At 68.1% G+C, this 18,429-nt stretch carries 13 protein-coding genes, 3 tRNA genes and 1 pseudogene; 11 read left to right on the top strand and 6 right to left on the bottom strand.

Translation table 11 applies throughout. The features are described 5' to 3' along the window. The first annotated feature begins 333 nt into the window (after positions 1-333). The 4 genes from NQK81_RS43620 (at position 334) to NQK81_RS43605 (ending at position 1,139) form a co-directional block, all read left to right on the top strand. Positions 334-759, top strand: a complete 426-nt coding sequence (locus NQK81_RS43620; protein WP_005159130.1) for an SsgA family sporulation/cell division regulator — start codon at positions 334-336, stop codon at positions 757-759. A 135-nt stretch (positions 760-894) separates the two neighbouring features. Further along, positions 895-967: transfer RNA gene (locus tag NQK81_RS43615), tRNA-Gly, on the top strand. Positions 968-992: 25 nt separating this feature from the next. Further along, positions 993-1,063 (top strand) — tRNA-Cys (locus NQK81_RS43610). Between the two features lies 1 nt (position 1,064). Next, positions 1,065-1,139, top strand: a tRNA-Val gene (locus NQK81_RS43605). A 221-nt stretch (positions 1,140-1,360) separates the two neighbouring features. Here NQK81_RS43605 and NQK81_RS45510 read toward each other — a convergent pair. Together NQK81_RS45510 and NQK81_RS45505 are read right to left on the bottom strand one after the other, a co-directional pair. Next, positions 1,361-2,268: pseudogene (locus NQK81_RS45510) on the bottom strand (IS256 family transposase). Beyond that, positions 2,231-2,674, bottom strand: coding sequence for a transposase (locus NQK81_RS45505; RefSeq protein ID WP_371878841.1), 444 nt, complete (start codon positions 2,672-2,674; stop codon positions 2,231-2,233). Before NQK81_RS45505 ends, NQK81_RS45510 begins: the two are co-directional and overlap by 38 nt. A gap of 311 nt (positions 2,675-2,985) precedes the next feature. Between NQK81_RS45505 and NQK81_RS43595 the strand changes: the two genes are divergently transcribed. Further along, positions 2,986-3,687, top strand: coding sequence for a response regulator transcription factor (locus NQK81_RS43595; RefSeq protein ID WP_257486179.1), 702 nt, complete (start codon positions 2,986-2,988; stop codon positions 3,685-3,687). Between the two features lie 79 nt (positions 3,688-3,766). Here NQK81_RS43595 and NQK81_RS43590 read toward each other — a convergent pair whose 3' ends face one another. Then, the gene (locus NQK81_RS43590; protein WP_257486178.1) at positions 3,767-5,221 is read right to left on the bottom strand and encodes an MFS transporter; all 1,455 of its coding nucleotides are present in this window, start codon (positions 5,219-5,221) and stop codon (positions 3,767-3,769) included. Between the two features lie 263 nt (positions 5,222-5,484). Between NQK81_RS43590 and NQK81_RS43585 the strand changes: the two genes are divergently transcribed. Beyond that, on the top strand, positions 5,485-6,003 hold the full coding sequence (locus tag NQK81_RS43585) for a quercetin 2,3-dioxygenase (protein ID WP_257486177.1): 519 nt from the start codon (positions 5,485-5,487) through the stop codon (positions 6,001-6,003). A 48-nt stretch (positions 6,004-6,051) separates the two neighbouring features. Further along, the gene (locus tag NQK81_RS43580; RefSeq protein WP_257486176.1) at positions 6,052-6,813 is read left to right on the top strand and encodes an SDR family NAD(P)-dependent oxidoreductase; all 762 of its coding nucleotides are present in this window, start codon (positions 6,052-6,054) and stop codon (positions 6,811-6,813) included. Positions 6,814-6,856: 43 nt separating this feature from the next. Here the strand turns inward: NQK81_RS43580 and NQK81_RS43575 are convergent, their stop codons facing one another. After that, the gene (locus NQK81_RS43575; RefSeq protein ID WP_257486175.1) at positions 6,857-9,646 is read right to left on the bottom strand and encodes an ATP-binding protein; all 2,790 of its coding nucleotides are present in this window, start codon (positions 9,644-9,646) and stop codon (positions 6,857-6,859) included. A 247-nt stretch (positions 9,647-9,893) separates the two neighbouring features. Between NQK81_RS43575 and NQK81_RS43570 the strand changes: the two genes are divergently transcribed. Further along, positions 9,894-11,090 carry an FAD-dependent monooxygenase gene (locus NQK81_RS43570; protein ID WP_257486174.1) on the top strand — a complete coding sequence of 399 codons (1,197 nt, stop codon included), beginning with the start codon at positions 9,894-9,896 and terminating at the stop codon, positions 11,088-11,090. 98 nt (positions 11,091-11,188) lie between these two features. On the opposite strand, the gene NQK81_RS43565 is transcribed toward NQK81_RS43570, so the two are convergent. Together NQK81_RS43565 and NQK81_RS43560 are read right to left on the bottom strand one after the other, a co-directional pair. Continuing rightward, on the bottom strand, positions 11,189-12,562 hold the full coding sequence (locus tag NQK81_RS43565) for an FAD-binding oxidoreductase (protein ID WP_257486173.1): 1,374 nt from the start codon (positions 12,560-12,562) through the stop codon (positions 11,189-11,191). Positions 12,563-12,735: 173 nt separating this feature from the next. Beyond that, on the bottom strand, positions 12,736-13,974 hold the full coding sequence (locus NQK81_RS43560) for a serine hydrolase domain-containing protein (RefSeq protein ID WP_257486172.1): 1,239 nt from the start codon (positions 13,972-13,974) through the stop codon (positions 12,736-12,738). Positions 13,975-14,268: 294 nt separating this feature from the next. Between NQK81_RS43560 and NQK81_RS43555 the strand changes: the two genes are divergently transcribed. From NQK81_RS43555 to NQK81_RS43545, 3 genes are all read left to right on the top strand, one after another. Continuing rightward, complete coding sequence (locus NQK81_RS43555; protein WP_257486171.1) at positions 14,269-15,495, top strand: cytochrome P450; 1,227 nt, start codon at positions 14,269-14,271, stop codon at positions 15,493-15,495. A gap of 34 nt (positions 15,496-15,529) precedes the next feature. Continuing rightward, positions 15,530-17,350: an asparagine synthase (glutamine-hydrolyzing) gene (gene asnB, locus NQK81_RS43550; protein WP_257486170.1), complete on the top strand. Its 1,821-nt coding sequence runs from the start codon at positions 15,530-15,532 to the stop codon at positions 17,348-17,350. Positions 17,351-17,443: 93 nt separating this feature from the next. Continuing rightward, positions 17,444-18,415: an LLM class F420-dependent oxidoreductase gene (locus NQK81_RS43545; RefSeq protein WP_257489961.1), complete on the top strand. Its 972-nt coding sequence runs from the start codon at positions 17,444-17,446 to the stop codon at positions 18,413-18,415. The last annotated feature ends 14 nt before the right edge of the window (positions 18,416-18,429 follow it).

The raw sequence follows: 18,429 nt of genomic DNA, 5'->3' as shown, positions 1-18,429 counted from the left end.
GTTCCGTCCGACCACACTCCGCTCACCAGCAAATACGGAGCGAACAACCGCGAGCTAGCCGGGGCTGTCCCGGCCGGGGGCCGCCCGCGACGCGTTTCGACATTCGTGCGACGGTGCTATCGCGTGACGACTAAACCGCGCAGTATGTACATGTGGACTGCCTGCAGGGCGCATGGATGGCTGCGCGTCGCGCGGGTGATGATGGGGTGACCCGGGGTCCGATGACCCCGTCCGGGTGATCTGCGGCAAAACCGCGTTCCGATCAGCCGGCCGATACGTCACATCATCGCCACTCGGTTCGACCGGGCCGGGAAGGAGACGAAGGGTAGGACGATGCGCAACGATCACGTGACGCTCCGCTCGACGGCGGTGTTCGACCTCCTGGCGCCGCGGACCCCCGCGGTCCCGGTCAAGGTGGAACTGCGATACGACACACGCGACCCGTACGCGGTCGTGGCCGCCTTCCGCACCGGCCGCGCCGGCTGGGTCGAGTGGGTCTACGCGCGCGACCTCCTCGCGGACGGCCTCCTGGCCGACGCGGGCGACGGCGACGTACGCATCCGCCCCTCCGTCGAAGACCCCGAGTCCGTCCTCATCGAACTGAACTCGCCGTCCGGGCACGCCATGTTCGAGGCGTCCGCTCAGGAGCTGGCCGACTTCCTCGACCGGACCTACGACGTCGTGCTCCCGGGCAACGAGCACCTCTGGGTCGACGTCGACGACGCCCTGACCCACCTGATTCCCAACGATCTGGCCTGATGACGGGCTTGCGAACAGCAAGTGGCACCCCGGTTGCAGGGCCGATTTCGGGGTCCGATAGTGTTCACACACACCACGGCGACGGGGTGAGGAACAGAACCGCGAGGTTCTGAGCTTCAGCCGGACCGAGGATGTGCGGATGTAGCGCAGCTGGTAGCGCATCACCTTGCCAAGGTGAGGGTCGCGGGTTCGAATCCCGTCATCCGCTCGGAAGGCCCTCTCGGGCCTGACACGGTGGAGTGGCCGAGAGGCGAGGCAACGGCCTGCAAAGCCGTGTACACGGGTTCGAATCCCGTCTCCACCTCGCGCGATTAGCTCAGCGGGAGAGCGCTTCCCTGACACGGAAGAGGTCACTGGTTCAATCCCAGTATCGCGCACCATCTGTTTTCGCAGGTCAGAAGCCCTGCTCCTCGTCGGAGGGGCGGGGCTTCGGTCGTAAAAGGACCCACGAGGCGGTCTCGAGCCGCATGTCGACCGAACGTGGCGTGTAGGTGCGGGAGCCACTCCCCCAGCTTCGTCCGCTCACTCGGGGTGAGCGCGGCCAGCGACCCGATCCACCGGGTCTCCAGTGCTTGCAGAATCTGCTGGCGCATCAGCGGGGTCACGTGGTCGTAGACCCTCGCGATGCCATCCGCCGATCTCCTTTGACGGCTCGCGGATCTGGATCGCACCTGCTTTGCTGTCGTACTCGTGCCGCTGCTGGTAGAAGTCGAGCAGGCCGAGCACGAATCCGGCGAGCCCGAGTCCGCTCTCGTAGGGGTCTGCCGAACGAGCGGTGTAACTCGGGTTGGAGGGGAACTACTTGCGTCCGGCAGCCAGGCGGCCGTCGAAGGCGATCTCGCCACGCGTTCAACGCGGGTTTCCACCGCATCGTCCAGCGTTTGCGGCCGGTGCCGGTCGGATCCAGCTCATGATCGCCACGTATCAGCGCGGCCTGCTCGTTGGGGAGGTGCCCGCGGGCCTTCACAGCGCGGCGGATGCCGGCGTTGACGCTCTCGATGGCGCTGGTCGAGTAGATCAGCCGCCGGATCTCCGGATCGAACGCGAGGAACGGTACGAACTCGGCCCAGACGTTGTCCCACAAGCGCACGATGGCCGGATATCGGCGCCCCAGGTCTCGGTGAACTCGGCGAACCGCTCGTGTGCGGTCGGCGCGGTGTAGACCGGTTTGAAGGCCTTGGCGACCGCGTCCCAGTGCCGACGGCCCGCGTAAGGGAAACTGTTGCGCAGCAAGTGCCCCACGCAGGTCTGGGTGATCGTCTGTGGCCAGACCGTGGTGATCGCGTCGGGCAGCCCGTCGCAGACGATCATGAGTACGTCGGCCACGCCGCGGTTCTTCAGCTCGGTCAGCACATGCAGCCAGTACTTGGCGCCCTCGCCGCCGTCGCCTGCCCACAAGCCAAGGATGTCCCGGCGGCCCTCACAGGTCACCGCGAGCGCGACATAGATCGGCCGGTTGGCCACCTGCCCGTCACGGATTTTGACGTGGATCGCGTAGATGAAGATCACCGGATAGACCAGGTCCAGGAGCCGGTCCCTGCCCTTCGCTCATGCCCTCGATCACCTTGCCGGTGATCGTGGAGATGGTCTGCCGCGACACGTCGGCGCCATAGACCTCGGCCAGGTGTGCGGAAATCTCCCCGGTGGTCAATCCCTTGGCAGCCAAGGAGATCACCATCTCGTCCACACCGCCAAGGCGCTTCTGCCGCTTCGCGACGATCGTGGGTTCGAAGCCGGCGTCCCGATCCCGCGGCACGTCGCTCTCGACCGGGCCGACATCAGTCAGCATGGTCTTCGAGCGGGCGCAGTTGCGCGGGTTACCGGTCCCGCGGCCGGCGTGCTCGTCATAGCCGAGGTGATCAGTGATCTCACCCTCGAGCGCGGACTCCAGCAACCGCTTGGTCAACTGCTGCAACAGCTTCAGCCCGCTGGCCCTGGCACTGCTCAGCAGCTGCGCGACGAGCTACTCGTCCAAGCCATCCAGACCGGTCAAGGGTTTCGAGTCCTCAGCGTTCTCCACGCCGGGCATCATGTCGGTCATCAGGTGCACTTCCATGATCGGGAGTTGCACCGCTCGTTTTACAGTCCCGTTTGCGGCCGCAGCTTACCCATTAGGTTGCCATTGTTTCAAGAACGCCGGTAGACTAATTCTCGCAAGGCTCGATTTGGGTTCGACGGACCGCGGCAGGGGCGACGCGGTCCACGCATGGATGATCTGGGGGGAAGATGATCCATGCACCAGAATTATATCAAGCGGAAACACTGAACGTTGGCTTGGCCATACGGAGCGAAGTCACCCGCTATGGCCTGGAAAGACTACTCGGACTGTTGCCGTCCATCGGAAATCTCAGTACGTTCAACTCGCCGGGTTCAGTACTTGGCACACTCGAAGAAAGACATGAAACCGATGTGCTGATAATCGCCCTGTGCGATATCTCCGACGAGCAGATCCGTGACTCCTGTATCCCGAGCCGTGAGCGGTGCGTCAAGATCCTGTTGCTGCTGGACAGCTCGTCCGAACAGGACATGACCCGATCGACCGGCGTGTCCTGCGACGGCTTCCTCGACATCGGCAATCTGACCGCGCCGGGGATCCACGACGCTCTCCACCGGGTATGCAAAGGCGAGGTGCCGATGCCTGCCGCCTTGACCAAGAATTTGCTCGCTCAAGCACGCAATGGTTCGACAATGACCCGAAACGGAACTCCCGTTTCACTGACACCGCGCGAACAGCAGGTGCTCTCGTTGATGGTGGACGGTTTGAGCAACAAACAGATCGCCCGCACGCTGACAATTTCACTACACGGAGCGAAACGCCTGGTGGCCAATGTACTGGCAAAGCTCAATTGCTCGAACCGCACTCTCGCGGTTTCCCGCGCACTGCGCGAAGGCCTGCTGCCGTCGAAAGCGGATCGCGCCGATTCCTGACAATCAGAAGAAACGATCACAAAAGTGGCTTCCGGTCAGCAGCTGACCGGAAGCCACTTTTGTGGGCGCGAGCCGGCGATCACTCCGGTGCCGCACCACCGGCCGCGACCGGCGTGGCCCGGCGCCAGGTGGCCCCGTGGTCGCGCTTGAGCAACAGTCCGACCAACGCACCCACCGCCGCGACACCCGCCGCTACCCACAGCGCGACCGACTGTCCGGACGAAACGGCCTGCGCCCGATCCGGCGCCCCGCCCGCCAGCAACCCGGTCGTATGGGTGGCGGCCACGGTGGTCAGCGCAGCGATACCGATGGCGCCACCCACCTGGTTGGCCGTCACCACCATGCCCGAGGCGGTACCACTGAGTTCACCGCTGACATTGGAGGTGCCGATCACGAACACGCATACGATCGCCGCGCCAAGGCCGAAGCTGGCCACGCTCGCCGGCAGCACCGTCGACAGCCAGACATTGTCGTGCGCGTCGAGAACGCTCGCCCACCAGACCAGTGCGACGGCTTGCAGCCCGAGCCCGGAGGACAGCACCGTACTCGGCCCCATCCGCGCCATGACCCGCCCGGCGACGCTGGTGCCGGCGAACAGGCAGATGTCCAGTGGAATCAGCAGCAACGCGGCCACGATCGCGCTGTAACCCCTGGCCTGCTGCAGGTTCAGCGTGTTGGTGATGAAACTTCCGTAGAGCGCCATGCCGAGCAGACCGCTCGCGGCGACCCCGAGCACCACCGTCGGCACGCCGAACAGCGACCGCGGCAGCAGCGGGTTCGCCGCCTTCACCTGCCGGGCGACGAACGCCAGCAGCAGTACCACCGCCGCCCCCAGCGTGAGGACCGTGACGGCCGAGCCCCAGCCCTCGACCGCACCTCGCATCACCCCGAAGACCAGCAGGCACAAGCCCGCCGTACCGGAAAGCGCGCCGAAGACATCGAGGTCGCCCTTCACGTATCGCTGACCGCCTGGGAGCATGCGCAGCCCGAACACGATCACGGCGATACCGATCGGCGCGTTGATCATGAAGACCAGTTCCCACGCCACCTCCGACAGCGCGCCGCCCAGCAGCACCCCGGTCGGCCCGGCGACCCCGGCGATCCCGCCCCAGATCGCCATTCCCCGGGTGCGGCTCGCCCCCTCCGGCAGGACCTGCAACACCAGGGCCAGCGCGGCGGGGCTGGCGAGCGCACCACCGAGACCCTGCACCATCCGGCCCACCACCAGCATCCACGGTTCGGTGGCCATCACGCAGAGCACGGAACTCAGCACGAACAGGGTCATGCCCAGCACCAGCATCCGGCGTCGACCGGCGAGATCCGCCGCACGGCCGCCGAGCAGCACGAACCCGCCGAAGACCAGCATGTACCCGTCCATCACCCAGGACAGTCCCGACGGGGTGAACCCCACGTCACGCTGGATCTCCGGTAGCGCGATGGCCACGATCGTGGTGTCCAGGATGACCATGAACTGGGTGACCGCCAGCAGCCAGAAGATCGGCCAAGGCCGATGGGCGACAGGCGCCTCAGTCATTTTCGGAACCTCACATCATGCCAGGGCGCCACCGCGTGCCCGGATCGGGCATTTCGGCAGTGACGCCTCCACCTGCGGAACCAGAAAACCTTCTCTCCCGGCGAGGACCGCCCGCATCACGTCTTCGCGTGATGTGGCCGCGCGCCACCCGTCAGTGGACGCAGTCGGGCGGGAACACCCGCAGAGATGGCGTGAACGGGTGACGCCAACGCCCGTCGCGGTGGGGTTGGCTCGGCACCACGAGACCGAACAGGGAGGCCAGGGTGTCGCAGGAGAGCCAAACCATCAAGACCACCAGGGGCCAGGTCGTGCACACCCCGGCAGGCGAGGGACAGACGCTGTGGGTCATGGGTGACACCTACACGATCAAGGCCACCGAGAAGGACACGAACGGCGCGCTGTCGCTCATCGAAGCCTCCGTGCCGCCGGGCGAGGGGCCGCCGCCGCACTGGCACGCCCGCGAGGACGAGGCCTACTACCTGCTGTCGGGCAGTCTTGAAGTGCTCGGCGACGACCGGACCTTCATGGCGCACGCGGGGGACTTCGTGTTCATCCCCCGCGGCACCCGCCACCGGTTCAAGAACGTCGGGCTGCACACCGCGCGGCTGCTGTTCCTCTTCACCCCAGGCGGATTCGAGGGCTACTTCACCAAGATCGGACATCCGGCCAAACCCGGCGAGCTGCCGCCGCCGCTGACCGAGGCCGACGTCCAGCGCTCCGCCGACGCCGCACCCGAGTACGGCGTCCATGTCACCTGGGACGACTCGGCGCTGCACGTCTGACCCCGCCCAGCCCAGTCCTCATCGCACGAACGGAACAGGAGCACAGGAATGACCGGAAGACTCACCGGCAAGGTCGCACTCGTCACCGGCGGCGGCACGGGTATCGGCCGAGCCGTGGCCACGACCTTCGCCGAGGAAGGTGCCACGGTGGTGGTGAGCGGCCGCAGCGAGGAACCGTTGGCGCAGACCGTGAAGCTCATCCAGGACGCGGGCGGCGAGGCGAGCTCGGTGGTCGCGGACACCACCAGCGCCACCGAAATGGCCGAGCTCGTCAAGACGATCGTGTCCCGCCACGGCGGGCTGCACGTGGCGGTGAACAACGCCGGTGTCTTCGCCGCCGGCGGCATGATCACCGATATCGACGTGGCGGAATGGACGGACCAGCTCCGCACGAATCTGACCGGCACGCTGGTGTCCATGCAGCAGGAGATCGCGCATATGCGGGCCAACGGCGGCGGCGCGATCGTGAACCTCGCCTCCGCGGTCGGGCGTCATGTGACCGTGCCGGGAACCGGCGCCTACGCCGCGAGCAAGGCCGGGATCAGCGCGCTGTCCGCCACCGCGGCACGCGAGTACATCCGCGAAGGCATCCGCATCAACGTGGTCAGCCCCGGGCCGATCAACACCCCCATGTCCTTGCTGCCGGGGGAAAGCGAAGCCGAACGGGACGTACGGATGGCCGAGGGCATGCCGATCGCCCGCGTCGGGCGCACCGAAGAGGTCGCGGCCGCGGTGCTCTACCTTGCCTCGCCGGAATCGGCCTATGTGGTCGGGCAGGATCTCGTCATCGACGGTGGCGCCAGCTCCTGACCACGCGAGGGCTGATTCGCCGCTCCCCGCCGTGGTCGGCGGATCAGTCCCCGTCTTGACCGTGTTCGAGGACCTTGCGGGTCACCTCGACCCGGCTGGACACATCCAGTTTGGCGAAGATGTGCCGCAGATGCGTGTCCACGGTGTGCGGGGACAGGAACAGCCGGGCGGCGACGTCCCGGTTGGTGAGGCCCTCGGCCACCAGCCTGGCCACCTTCAGTTCCGAGCGGGTCAGGCTGTGCCAGCCGGAGGTGGCCCCACGCTGGCCCGCGGGGGCCGCGAGGTGGACGCCGAGCCGGCGCATCCGGCCGCGAACGCGAGCGATATGGCGTTTGGCGCCGCTCGTGGTGTGCAGTCCGAGCGCGGATTCCAGCAAGCCCACCGCCTCTGTGCGGTTGCCCGCCGTCTGCTCGGCCGCCGCCGCGTCCTCGTACGCCGCGGCCACGGCGGGCGGGCGCGGGCTCGCCTCGTACAACCGGACCGCCTCGCGCAGATCGTCGAGATCTCCACGCACGAGCGCGTCGGCGTGCAGCCCGGCCGCCACGAGTGTCGGAACCCCCGGGTTGGCTTCCGCGAGTGTGCCTGCCGCCCGCGCCACCACCGCGGCCAGCTCCGGGCGCCTTGCCCGCAACGCGATCCGGACCAGTTGCGGACCGGCGTACGGGTGATAGGTGAGCAACAGCAGCCGCCGCGGCAGGGCCGAGTAGATCTCGGCCAGCTCCGCCGCCGCTTCGTCCGGCTTACCGCCGCTGTCCAGCAGCAGGGCCGAGGTCCAGGCAAGGTCCTCTGAGACCACGCCCACCCCCTCCTCCGCCAGCTGCTTCGCGCGGCGCAGGTACTTGCGGGCCTGCGGCACTTCGTCCTGCCAGAGCGAGATCCGCGCCAGCGCGAGCTGCAGGGACGGAGCCAGCGCCAGCGCACCGAGCTGTTCGGCGACGGCGAGCCCCGACTCGAACTCGGCGGCCGCGTCGTCCAGCCGCCCGGCTGCCGCGTGGAGTTCGCCGCGGTAGTAGTGCCACAGCGGCAAGGTCCACGCGGTGCCGAACCATTCCGCCTCGCGCTGCCCCATCTCGTACACCGCGGACGCCTCGTTCAGCCGGTCGGCCGCGACCAGGGCGGGCGCCAGCCACAGCCGGGGATGCCATTGGCTGGCCGCCCCGCCGACCTCGTTCGCGAGCCGGACGGCCTCGCCCGCGATCTCGATGGCGGCCGCCACCTCGCCACGATCCTGCGCGCCGACCGCGCAGGCGCCCAGGGCGTAGACCACCGCGGAGTGCTCCCCCGCCGCGCGGCCCAGCCGGACCGCCTGCTCACCCACCTCGGCGGCGTTCACCAGCTCACCCGTCTGAAGCAGGGCGTGCGCCTCGCTGGCCAGCAGCTGCGCACGAGCCGACTCGTGGACGCTTTCGTGGGCCAGCGCGCGGCGGGTGAACTCCAGTACCGCACCGGACTGGCCGGCGTGCTTCATCGCCTCGGCCAACCCGAGCAGTAGCCCGGCTTCGACCGGCTCGGGCAACCCGGCGCGCAAGGCCCGCTCGCCGAGTTCACGGGCTTCGGCCAGCCGCCCTGCCGAGGCCAGCAACCGGACGGTGGCCGCGACCAGATCCGGGCGTGCACTGTCCTGCGGGTCCAGCAGTTCGAGACCCCGGAGCATCAGCTCCGCCGCTGTCCCGGGCGAGGTGGAAGCGACCTGATCGGCGGCCGACCGCAGCACCTCGATCGCTTGCGCGTCGGCCTGGCGTGCCCCGCGAAGCAGATGCGAGGCCACCTCCAGCACCGGATGCCCCTCTTCCCGCACCACCTCGGCCGCTTCCCGGTGCAACGCCCGGCGCACCGGCTCGGGCAGCGCGTTGTAGACGGCCTCCCGGATCAGGTCGTGCCGGTAGGCGAGGGCGGCGCCGTCGTCGACCAGCGCGCCACTGCGCACCGCCTCTTTGGCCCCGATCACCAGGTCCACCGCCGACCGGCCCGCCAGACCTGCCGCCTCGTGCAGGGTGAATCGCCTGCCGAGCACCGCCCCGGCCACCAGCAGCGCCCTGGTGTGCTCGGAGAGGTCCCGCAACCGATGCTCCACCGACAGCAGGAAACTCGATGGCAGTTCCTCGCCGGTCACCGTGGCTCTGCCGGCGGTCACGGCGATCCGGCCCGCGTCCCGTAACGAGGTGAGGAGGTCACCGAGGAGGAAGGGATTCCCGTCGCTGCGTTCGGCGAAGGCCAGCAGCTGCTCGTCGGGAGCCGCGCCGAGCAGCTCGGAGCACAACTCGGCGACGCAGTCCCGCCGCAGCGGTTCGAGCTGGAGCCGCGGCGCGCCCTCCGCCAGCAGCCAGTCCACGGCCTCCTGGCCCGGTGCGCGTTCTGGCAGCGGGCGCCGGGCCAGCACCCAGCACACCGGCGAGGAGGCCAGCGCGGGGACCAGCACCCGGAGAGCCAGCGCGGTGAGCTCGTCGGCCCATTGCACGTCGTCGAGGACCACCAGCATCGGCCTGGTACGCACCTGATCCTCGATCAGCGCGCCGAGCCGGTCGATCAGCCAGAAGCCGTTGTGCTCGGCGCCGGCCCCGATCTCCGCGGGAGGCACGGGCAGTACCGGACGCAAGGCCCCGAGCAGCACGTTGAGCGGGGCGACCCGGTCCAGTTCGGTGGCCCGGCCGGTGACAACGGACAGCTCGAGCCCGGCGGCGTACTCGGTCCCCTCGCTCAGCAACCGGCTCTTGCCGATACCGGCCATGCCCTCCACCACAAGGCATTGCCCGAGCCCCCGCGCGGTCGCGTCGATCGCCGCGTGGATCGCGGCCACTTCTTCCACCCTGCCCACCAACCTGGGCGCGACCATGGGTTCTCCCCATTCCTCGTTTCGAAATCTCCCCCACACAGACGAGAAGCGCCCACGATACCCCGGTACGCGGGCCACTCGCGATCACTATCGGGCGATACCGGGCCGCTTTTCGGGCAATGGACGGAAAAGTCACGTGAGCAAGGGATACGCGACGCGGAATTCCCGGGCACCATGCAACAACGGGTCCTCTTGGCGCACCAGCCGGAACGAGCCCGCCCCAGCCCGCCGAGGAAGTGAGTACACGATGGTTCCCTTACGAGTCGCAGTGATCGGCGCCGGGATCGCGGGCCTGACCGTGGCCGCCGCCCTCTCCCGGCAAGGAATCCGCTGCGAGGTGTTCGAGCAGACCCGGCACCTGCGGGAGATCGGCGCCGGTATTCAGCTGGCACCCAACGCGACCCGTGTCCTGCGCGGGCTCGGCCTCGGCGATTTCCTCGGTGTGGTGGCCGTTCGCCCCGAGGCGATCGAAATGCGGCGCTGGGACGACAATCAGGTCGTGGCGCGGACAACGCTCGGCAAGGAGTGCGAAGAGCTGTACGGCGATCCGTACTACACCGCCCATCGCGCGGATCTTCACCGTGGCCTGCTGGAACTGCTGCCCGCCGGGACGGTGCACCTCGGCCGTCGCTGCATCGGGATCGAGGAGAACACCGATGAGGTCGTACTGCGTTTCGCCGACGGCTTCACGACCACCGCCGACGTCGTGATCGGCGCCGACGGGATCCATTCCGCGGTCCGCGAAGTGCTGCTCGCCGATTCGCCGGAATTCTCCGGGCAGACGATCTACCGGGGACTCGTTCCCGCCGACCGGCTGCCATTCCTGCTGACCGAGCCGAAAGTCGTGCTCTGGCTCGGACCTGAGCAGCATGGCGTGTGTTATCCCGTTTCAGCGGGGAAACTGATCAGCTTCGGTGCCACGACTCCCGCCGCGGACTGGCGGACCGAATCTTGGACAGCACAGGGCTCGGTGACCGAGCTGGCCGGGCAGTATGCGGGCTGGAACCCGGAATTCCAGCAGGTGCTCTCCGCCGCGGAAGCGGTGAACCGGTGGGCACTGCACGACCGCGGGGCCTTGACCACCTGGAGCACCGACCGGGTCACCGTGGTCGGCGACGCCGCCCACCCGATGCTGCCGTTCATGGCGCAGGGCGCCAATCAGGCCATCGAGGACGCGATCGCGCTGGCCGGCTTCCTGCGGGGCGCCACCCCGGACAGCACCGGCGCTGCGCTGAAGCAGTACGAAGAGCTGCGCAATCCCCGGACAAGGGACATCCAGCAGAACTCGCGGGCCAACGCCAAGGTCCTGCACCTGCCGGACGGTGAGGAACAACGCGAGCGGGATTCCGAACTGATCGGGCGGGCGAATCTGCGGAATCAGGCGTGGCTGTACGAGTATGACGTGGAGCGGATCACCGCCGAGATCGTGAACGGACGGTCGTGATGCCAAGAATGCGGCCCCGGCCCTGACCACGGGCCGTCGAACGTCATGAAGGTGACCTCCCCATCGGGAAGGTCACCTTCATGACGTCATGGCGAAGCTCAGGGAGCGACGGCCGGTTCCACGGACTGTCCGTGCCGGAAGAAGTCGCGCGGATCCCATTTTCCTTTGATCCGCCGCAGCCGCGGATAGTTTTCCTTGTAATACAGCGTCGACCACGGCACGCCTGACTTGTTGAACTCCGGATCGGACAGATCCGTGTCGCAATAGTTCACGAAGCAGCCGTCGGTGGTCTCGTCGGGCACCGGCACCCCTCCGGAACCCGCGTACACCTCTCGGTAGAGCCGCCGGATCCAAGCCAGGTTCGCTTCGTCCTGCGCCGGATCGGTCCAGCCGACGACGTAGAGCAGTTTCATGATCGAATCCCGGTGGGCGACGGCCGTCTCCGAAGACGCGACGGTGTTCGTCCGGCCGCCGTACGAAGCGATCGAGACGACGGCGCCACGGTTCGCGGACTCCGCGCTGGTCAGGTTGCGGTAGAAGGCAGCCGCCTGCTCGGGAGTGAAATTCGCCCGCATATAAGCGGATTTGAAGTCCTCACGTGCGGTCTGGATATTGGTGAACAACCCCAGCCAGGTCGTCGCGCGCCACCACGGCAGGCACTGGCGTTCCATGGTGAACGGCGTGACGTCCACGCCTTCCCCCAGTGCCGCGAGGTATTCGTCGATCAGCTTCTCGGCGCCCGGCACGGTGGCGTCCATCTGCAGGGCCACGTTGAGCACACCCGCCGTGCTGGGCATGAGGCCGAGCCTGCTGAACAGGCCCGCGTAGGGCGAATCCGCGTCGCTGTTCCGCTCGTGCCAGGCGCCGTAGTTCCGCAGCAACCGGGTGAACGATGCTTCGCTCATCCCCGCCCACGGCCAGTTCACCGATGCCACCCAAACCCGCGCGGGCGGCCGGGGCAGCAGCCGCGCCGGGTCGGAGCCGGTGGCCCCTGGAGTCCGGAACCAGTACCGCGTGACGATGCCGAAGTTGCCACCGCCACCGCCGGTGTGTGCCCACCACAGATCGCGGTTCGGGTCCGAGCGTTCGCGGCTGGCGTAGACCAGTGACGCCCGCCCCGAACGGTCCACCACTACGACCTCGACCGCGTACAGGTGATCCACGATCAGGCCGTGCAGCCGGTTCAGCGGCCCGTAACCACCACCGACGACGTGCCCGCCGACCGCGACCGTCGGGCAGGATCCCCCGGGGAGGGTGACGCCCCAGTTCTTGAACAGGGTCTCGTACACCTTCCCCAGCGGGGTACCCGCGTCGACCGCGAACGCGCGACGCCGCGCGTCGAACCGGATCTCGGTCATCTGCGACAGGTCCACGATCACTTCGGACTCCGGATCGTCCACGAAGTCCTCGTAGCAGTGCCCGCCACTGCGCACGGTCAGCCGCTTTCCCGCACGGGCGGCGGCCTGCACCACCGCACGAATCTGTTCCGGCGAACGGACCAGCTCCACCCTCTCCGGTGTGCTTACCCACCTCCCGTTGGCACCACGGGTCAAATCAGCGTATCGCGGATCTTCCGCCTTCACGGTCACCGCGGACTGTCCTGCGGATTGGTCCCCAGACATCTTCCGTCCTCTCAGCCGTCGCGTCAGTCGATCAGCGCCTGATAGGCGAGCTGCCGCAGGCGACCATAAAGCGGATAAGTCTTCACCGGGGCGAAAGACGAGAAGAACTGCACACTCAGCTGCTCGATCGGGTCGACCATGAACAGCGTGCTGTATCCGGAATACCAGGAGATCTCACTGGGACTGATGAGGATCTTCGTCGCCGCGGCGTCCACCACGGTCTGGAAGCCGAGCCCGAAGCCGAGTCCCTCGTAGGTCGGCTGCCCGAACATCACCCGCCTTCCGACCGCGGCCAGATCGGCGCCGCCGGGAAGGTGGTTCTTCCCCATGTACGCCAGGGTCCGGGTGCCCAGCAGCCGGGTGCCGTGCAGTTCTCCACCGCCCAGCAGGAACTGGCAGAACCGGTGGTAGTCCGACAAAGTGGTGAACAGCCCGCCCCCGGCGGACAGGAAGGTCGGCTTGCTCGTCGGCAACGGGCTCAGCGGATCATTGCGGAAGGCGGGCCCGCCTTCCGGGCGCGGGCTGTACACCGGCACGACCCGATGGGTCTGTGCCTCGTCGACCCAGAAGCTCGTCTCGGTCATCCCCAGCGGACCCAGCACCAGATCGGCGAGCACCTCGTCGATCGACTTCCCGGTGACGACCTCCAGGACGCGCCCGAGCACGTCCACCGAAACTCCGTAGTTCCACTGGGTTCCCGGCGTGAACAGCAGCGGGAAACCTGCCCAGCCCTCACAGGCGCCCGCGAGATCGACCCCAGGCGGCGCGTCCCAGATGTAGCCGGCCTGCGCGTAGATCTGCTCGACCGGATGCGCCTGCCAGGCGCCGACGGTCAAGCCGGAGGTGTGGGTCAGCAGATGCCAGATGCGGATCGGTTCGAGCAACGGATCGGTGTTCGGCGAACCGGCCATGCCATTGCGGTAGACCCGGGTCTCGCCGAACGCGGGAATGTAGTCGCTCACCGGATCGTGGAGGCCGAACGCGCCTTGTTCGTAGAGCATCATGGCCGCCACGGAGACAATGGGTTTGGTCAAGGACGCCAGCCGCCAGATGGTGTCGTCGTCGACCCGCAGGCCGTTCTCCACATGCCGGTACCCGGCGTGCGCGAGATGGGCGACCTGCCCGCGCTTGCTGACCAGCAGGCTCCACCCGGGCATCCGCCCGTCGTCGACATAGGCCTGGAAGTAGTCGTCCATCCGCCGCAGCCGTGCCTCGTCCAGCCCGACCTCAGCCGGGTCGACCTCGATCTTCAGTTCCCCCACCGGGTTCCTCCTGCCTTGCCGGGCGAACGCCGGCCGTGACTGATACCGCCGAGTACAGGCTCGGCGGTCAAACCGGTCCGGTCAAGGCTCACTGGCACCGGCCGGGAGAGCACGCCACCTGGCGCGCCGGGGGTGGCCAGGTGGCTACTCCACCTGGCCAGGGCGTCCGAGCGGGAGATCTGGGGCCTCACTCGCGCCTTGTCGCGCTGCCGCGGCCTCTCTTGACTTGTCCACGCGAAGACGGCCGGATTCCAGCCGTCCTCAGGGGTTCAAGCGCGATCAGGAGGGCTACGAGTGAGCGAAACGCAGGCGAGCGCACCGGACCAGGTTCCGGCCGACCGGTACCCCTTACCGCTGGCCCCGCTGGCCGAGCCGCCGCGAAGGTACAGCGAGCTGCGCGACAAATGCCCGGTGACCAAGGTTTCCCTGCCCAGCGGTGACACCGCCTGGATGGTCACCGGCTTCGACGAGGTGATCACGGCGATGACCGACCGGCGCCTGTCCCGGGCCGCACTGCGCGATCCCGGTGCGCCACGGATGATCCCGGGCCCGGATTTCTCCGACAACCCGTTCAACCTCCTCAACCAGGAGGGGCCCGATCACGCCCGGCTGCGCCGGTTGATCGCCCCCGCCTTCACCCCGCACAAGGCGCGGATCTGGCGGCCGCGGGTGGAACGCATCGCCGATGAGATCGTCGACCGCCTCGAAGCCGGGCCGCGGCCGGTGGACCTGCACCACGAATTCGCCGCGCTGCTGCCGATCTGGGTCATCTGCGAGATGGTAGGCGCGCCGATCGAGGACCGGCCGAAACTCCAGGAGTGGACCGACCGGCTCATCAGCGTCACGGCCTACACCTCCGAACAACGCCTCGCCGCACGGGAAGAAGCGGCCGCCTACGTCGCGGCACTGGTCGCGGAGCGCCGCAAAGATCCCGGCGAGGACCTGCTCAGCGCGCTGATCACCGCGCAGGACGAGAAGGACCGGCTCTCGGATCGGGAACTGGTCTGGCTGGGCATCAACCTGCTGGTGGCGGGGCACGACACCACGGTGAGCGCGCTCTCCCGCGGCCTGTTCATGCTGATGCGGCACCCGGATCAGTGGCGGATCCTGTGTGAGCGCCACGAACTGACGGAGCGGGCGGTCGAGGAACTCCTGCGGTACGCCCCGTCCTCGGAGATCGGCTTCATGCGGGTCGCCACCGACGATCTGCGGATAGCCGACGTGGACGTCGCCAAGGGTGAAGCGGTCATCCCGGTGATGCACGCGGCAGGCCGGGATCCACGGCGTACCGAGGATCCCGACCGGCTCGACCTCACCAGGGAGGAGATCCAGCACATCGCCTTCGGCGCGGGCGTGCACTACTGCCCCGGTGCCGGAGTGGCCAGGATGGAGCTTCAGGTCGCGTTCTCCTGCCTGGCTCGGCGGCTGCCCTCACTGCGGCTCGCCGTGCCCGCGGAGGACGTGCGTTGGCTCGGCGGACTGCTCACCGTGCGCCCGGAAGCCCTGCCCGCCACCTGGTGATCCTGAAGAACCACCCGACCGAGAGGTGACCGAGATGTCCGGCATCGCCGGCTGGCTCGACTGGCAGCGTGATCTCACCACCGAACTGCCGACGATACGGGCCATGACCACCACGATGACCAACCGTGGACCGGACGACGGCGGGGTCTGGACGTCCCGGCACGCCGCCCTCGGCCACCGCAGGCTGGCCGTCATCGACGTATCCGGCGGCACCCAGCCGATGCTCGACGGTGACGAAGACAGCCACACGGTACTGAGCTTCAGCGGGGAGATCTACAACTACCGCGAGCTGCGTGCCGAACTGCGCGGCCGGGGGCAGGTGTTCCGCACCGACTCGGACGCGGAAGTGCTGCTGCGCGCCTATCGCGAGTGGGGCGAGGAATGCGTCACCCGACTGTACGGGGTGTTCGCCTTCGCCATCTGGGACGAACGGGAGCGGACGCTGCTGCTCGGGCGGGACAGGCTCGGCGTGAAACCCTTGTACTACGCGGAATACGATGGCGGGCTGCTCTTCGGCTCCGAGCCGAAGGCGGTGCTGGCGAACCCGTTGTTCGAGCCGGTGGTGGACGCGGAAGGTCTGGTCGATGTGTTCGTGGTCGCCGCGAAACGACCGGGCGACGCCGTTTTCCGTGGCCTGCGCGAGGTCCGTCCCGGCTACACGGTGCGAGTCACCCCGGACGGCACGCGGCAGCGCCGATACTGGTCACTGCGCAGCGCCGAACACGAGGAGAACCTGGCCGACACCACCGCGAAGGTGCGCGAGCTGCTGGAAACCGTGGTGCGTGAGCAACTCGTGTCGGAGGCCCCCTTCGGCGCCCTGCTCTCCGGTGGCCTGGACTCGAGCGTGCTGTGCGCACTGGCCGCGGCGGATCCGGACGGCACCGGCCCGCTGGAAACCTACTCCGTCGATTTCGCGGACAGCGAGACCGACTTCACCGCGGACGCGCTGCACATCAGCCGGGACGCGCCGTACGTGTCGGCCGTCGTGGCGCATCTGGGCACCAAGCACACCGAGGTCGTGCTCGACGCGCCTGCCCTGCTGGAGGAAATGGGCACCACCTTGCGTGCCAGGGACATTCCCGGCGTCGGCGATCTGGACGTCTCGCTGTACCTGCTGTTCCAAGAGGTCCGCAAGCACGCCACGGTCGTCTTCTCCGGCGAGGGCTCGGACGACATCTTCGGTGGTTTCCCGTGGTTCACCGCTGTCTCGCCCGAACCGGCGACGAGCTTTCCGTGGTCGGCTGGCGTCGGCGATCGCAATGCCGTGCTTTCCGCGGATCTGCGGGCGCATCTCGACCTCAACTCGGCTGTCCTCGAACGCTATGCCGAAGCGCTGCGCGAAGTGCCCCGCCTGGACGGGGAATCCGCGGCCGGGCGGCGGATGCGTGAAATGTTCTACGTGCAGCTCACCCGTTTCCTGCCGTTCCTGCTGGACCGCAAGGACCGGATGAGCATGGCCTCCGGACTCGAGGTCCGGGTGCCGTTCTGCGATCATCGCCTGGTCGAGTACCTCTGGAACGTGCCTTGGTCGCAGAAGTACACGGGACAACAGGAAAAAGGACTGCTGCGGGACGCGGTCGCCGATCTGCTGCCGGAGGATGTGGTGCGGCGCAAGAAGAGCGGCTTCCCGTTCGGGCAGAATCCGGAGTACCTCCTCGCCGTGCGCGACGGTGTCCGGGACATGCTCTCCGACTCCACGTCCCCCGCGCGGCAGCTGTTCGACGAGGGGACCTTGCGCGCCATGGTGGACAGTGACGCCTGGTCGAACGGGACCTACAGCCCGCCGCCGGTGCTGCCGCGGGCGTTGCTGCTGGACGCGTGGCTCCGGCAGTACCGGATCGCCGTCCGTCCTTGAGCGGGTGGCGGATTCGCGTGATCCCGGCAGCCGTGCGACGGCCCTAGCCTGCGTTTCGTACGAATGAAGGCAACCGCCGAGGAGCTGGACGCGATGCGCCGTTACGGTCTCACACTGCCCATCGAGACAGTGCCGCTTTCGGCATACCGCGAGCTGGTGACGGAACTTCCGGATCTCGGCTTCACCGATGTCTGGTCCGGGGAAGCGGGCCACGCGGACGGTTTCACCCCGCTCGCACTGGCCACCGCTTTCGCGCCTTCCCTCCGCGTCGGCACGGCGATCGTGCCGGTGCAGACCCGGGGACCTGCGCTGCTGGCGATGACGGCGGCCACCATGGCGAACGCGGCGCCCGCCGGGTTCGTACTGGGGGTCGGCTCGTCCGGGCCGATGTTCGTCGAACGGATCAACGGCATCCCGTTCGAACAGCCCTTCGACCGGGTCCGTGACATGGTGCGGTTCCTGCGGCGCGCGCTGGACGGCGAGGTGGTCGCCGGCGACTTCGGCACCTTCTCCATCGAACGGTTCCAGGTGAGCCTTCCGCCGCGACAGGTTCCGGTGATGGTCGCGGCACTGCGCCCGCGCATGCTCCGCTTGGCGGTGCGTGAGGCCGACGGCGCCATCATCAACTTCCTTTCCCCGGCGGACGTCAAACAGGTGGCCGCCACGATCGGCGCGGACGGGGACGGCAAGGAACTGGTCGCCAGGCTGTTCGTCTGCCCGACCACCGACGCGGACTACGCGCGGGAACTGGGCAGGCGCATCATGACCGGCGTGATCACCTCGCCCAATTACGCGGCCTTCCACGAATGGCTCGGGCGTGGGGAACTGCTCGCCCCGGCACAGGCGGCGATGGCGGCTGGCGACTACCGCGGTGCCCTGTCGGCTGTGCCGGACCAGGTGATCGACGATCTGCTCATCCACGGCAGCCCAGGGCAGTGCCAGGACCAGGTCCGGGCCTATGTCGAGGCCGGAGTCACCACCCCGGTCCTCTCGGTCCAGCCCGCCCCCGAATACGGCACCGGCCTGCACGGTATGCGGCAGGCCGTGCGCGCGCTGGCCCCCTGAACCGACGAGGACGA

The sequence above is a fragment of the Amycolatopsis roodepoortensis genome, assembly GCF_024628825.1.
GTDB lineage: Bacteria > Actinomycetota > Actinomycetes > Mycobacteriales > Pseudonocardiaceae > Amycolatopsis > Amycolatopsis roodepoortensis.
Note: the sequence above shows the minus strand (reverse complement) of the source record. Positions and strands in the feature narration are given on the sequence as shown.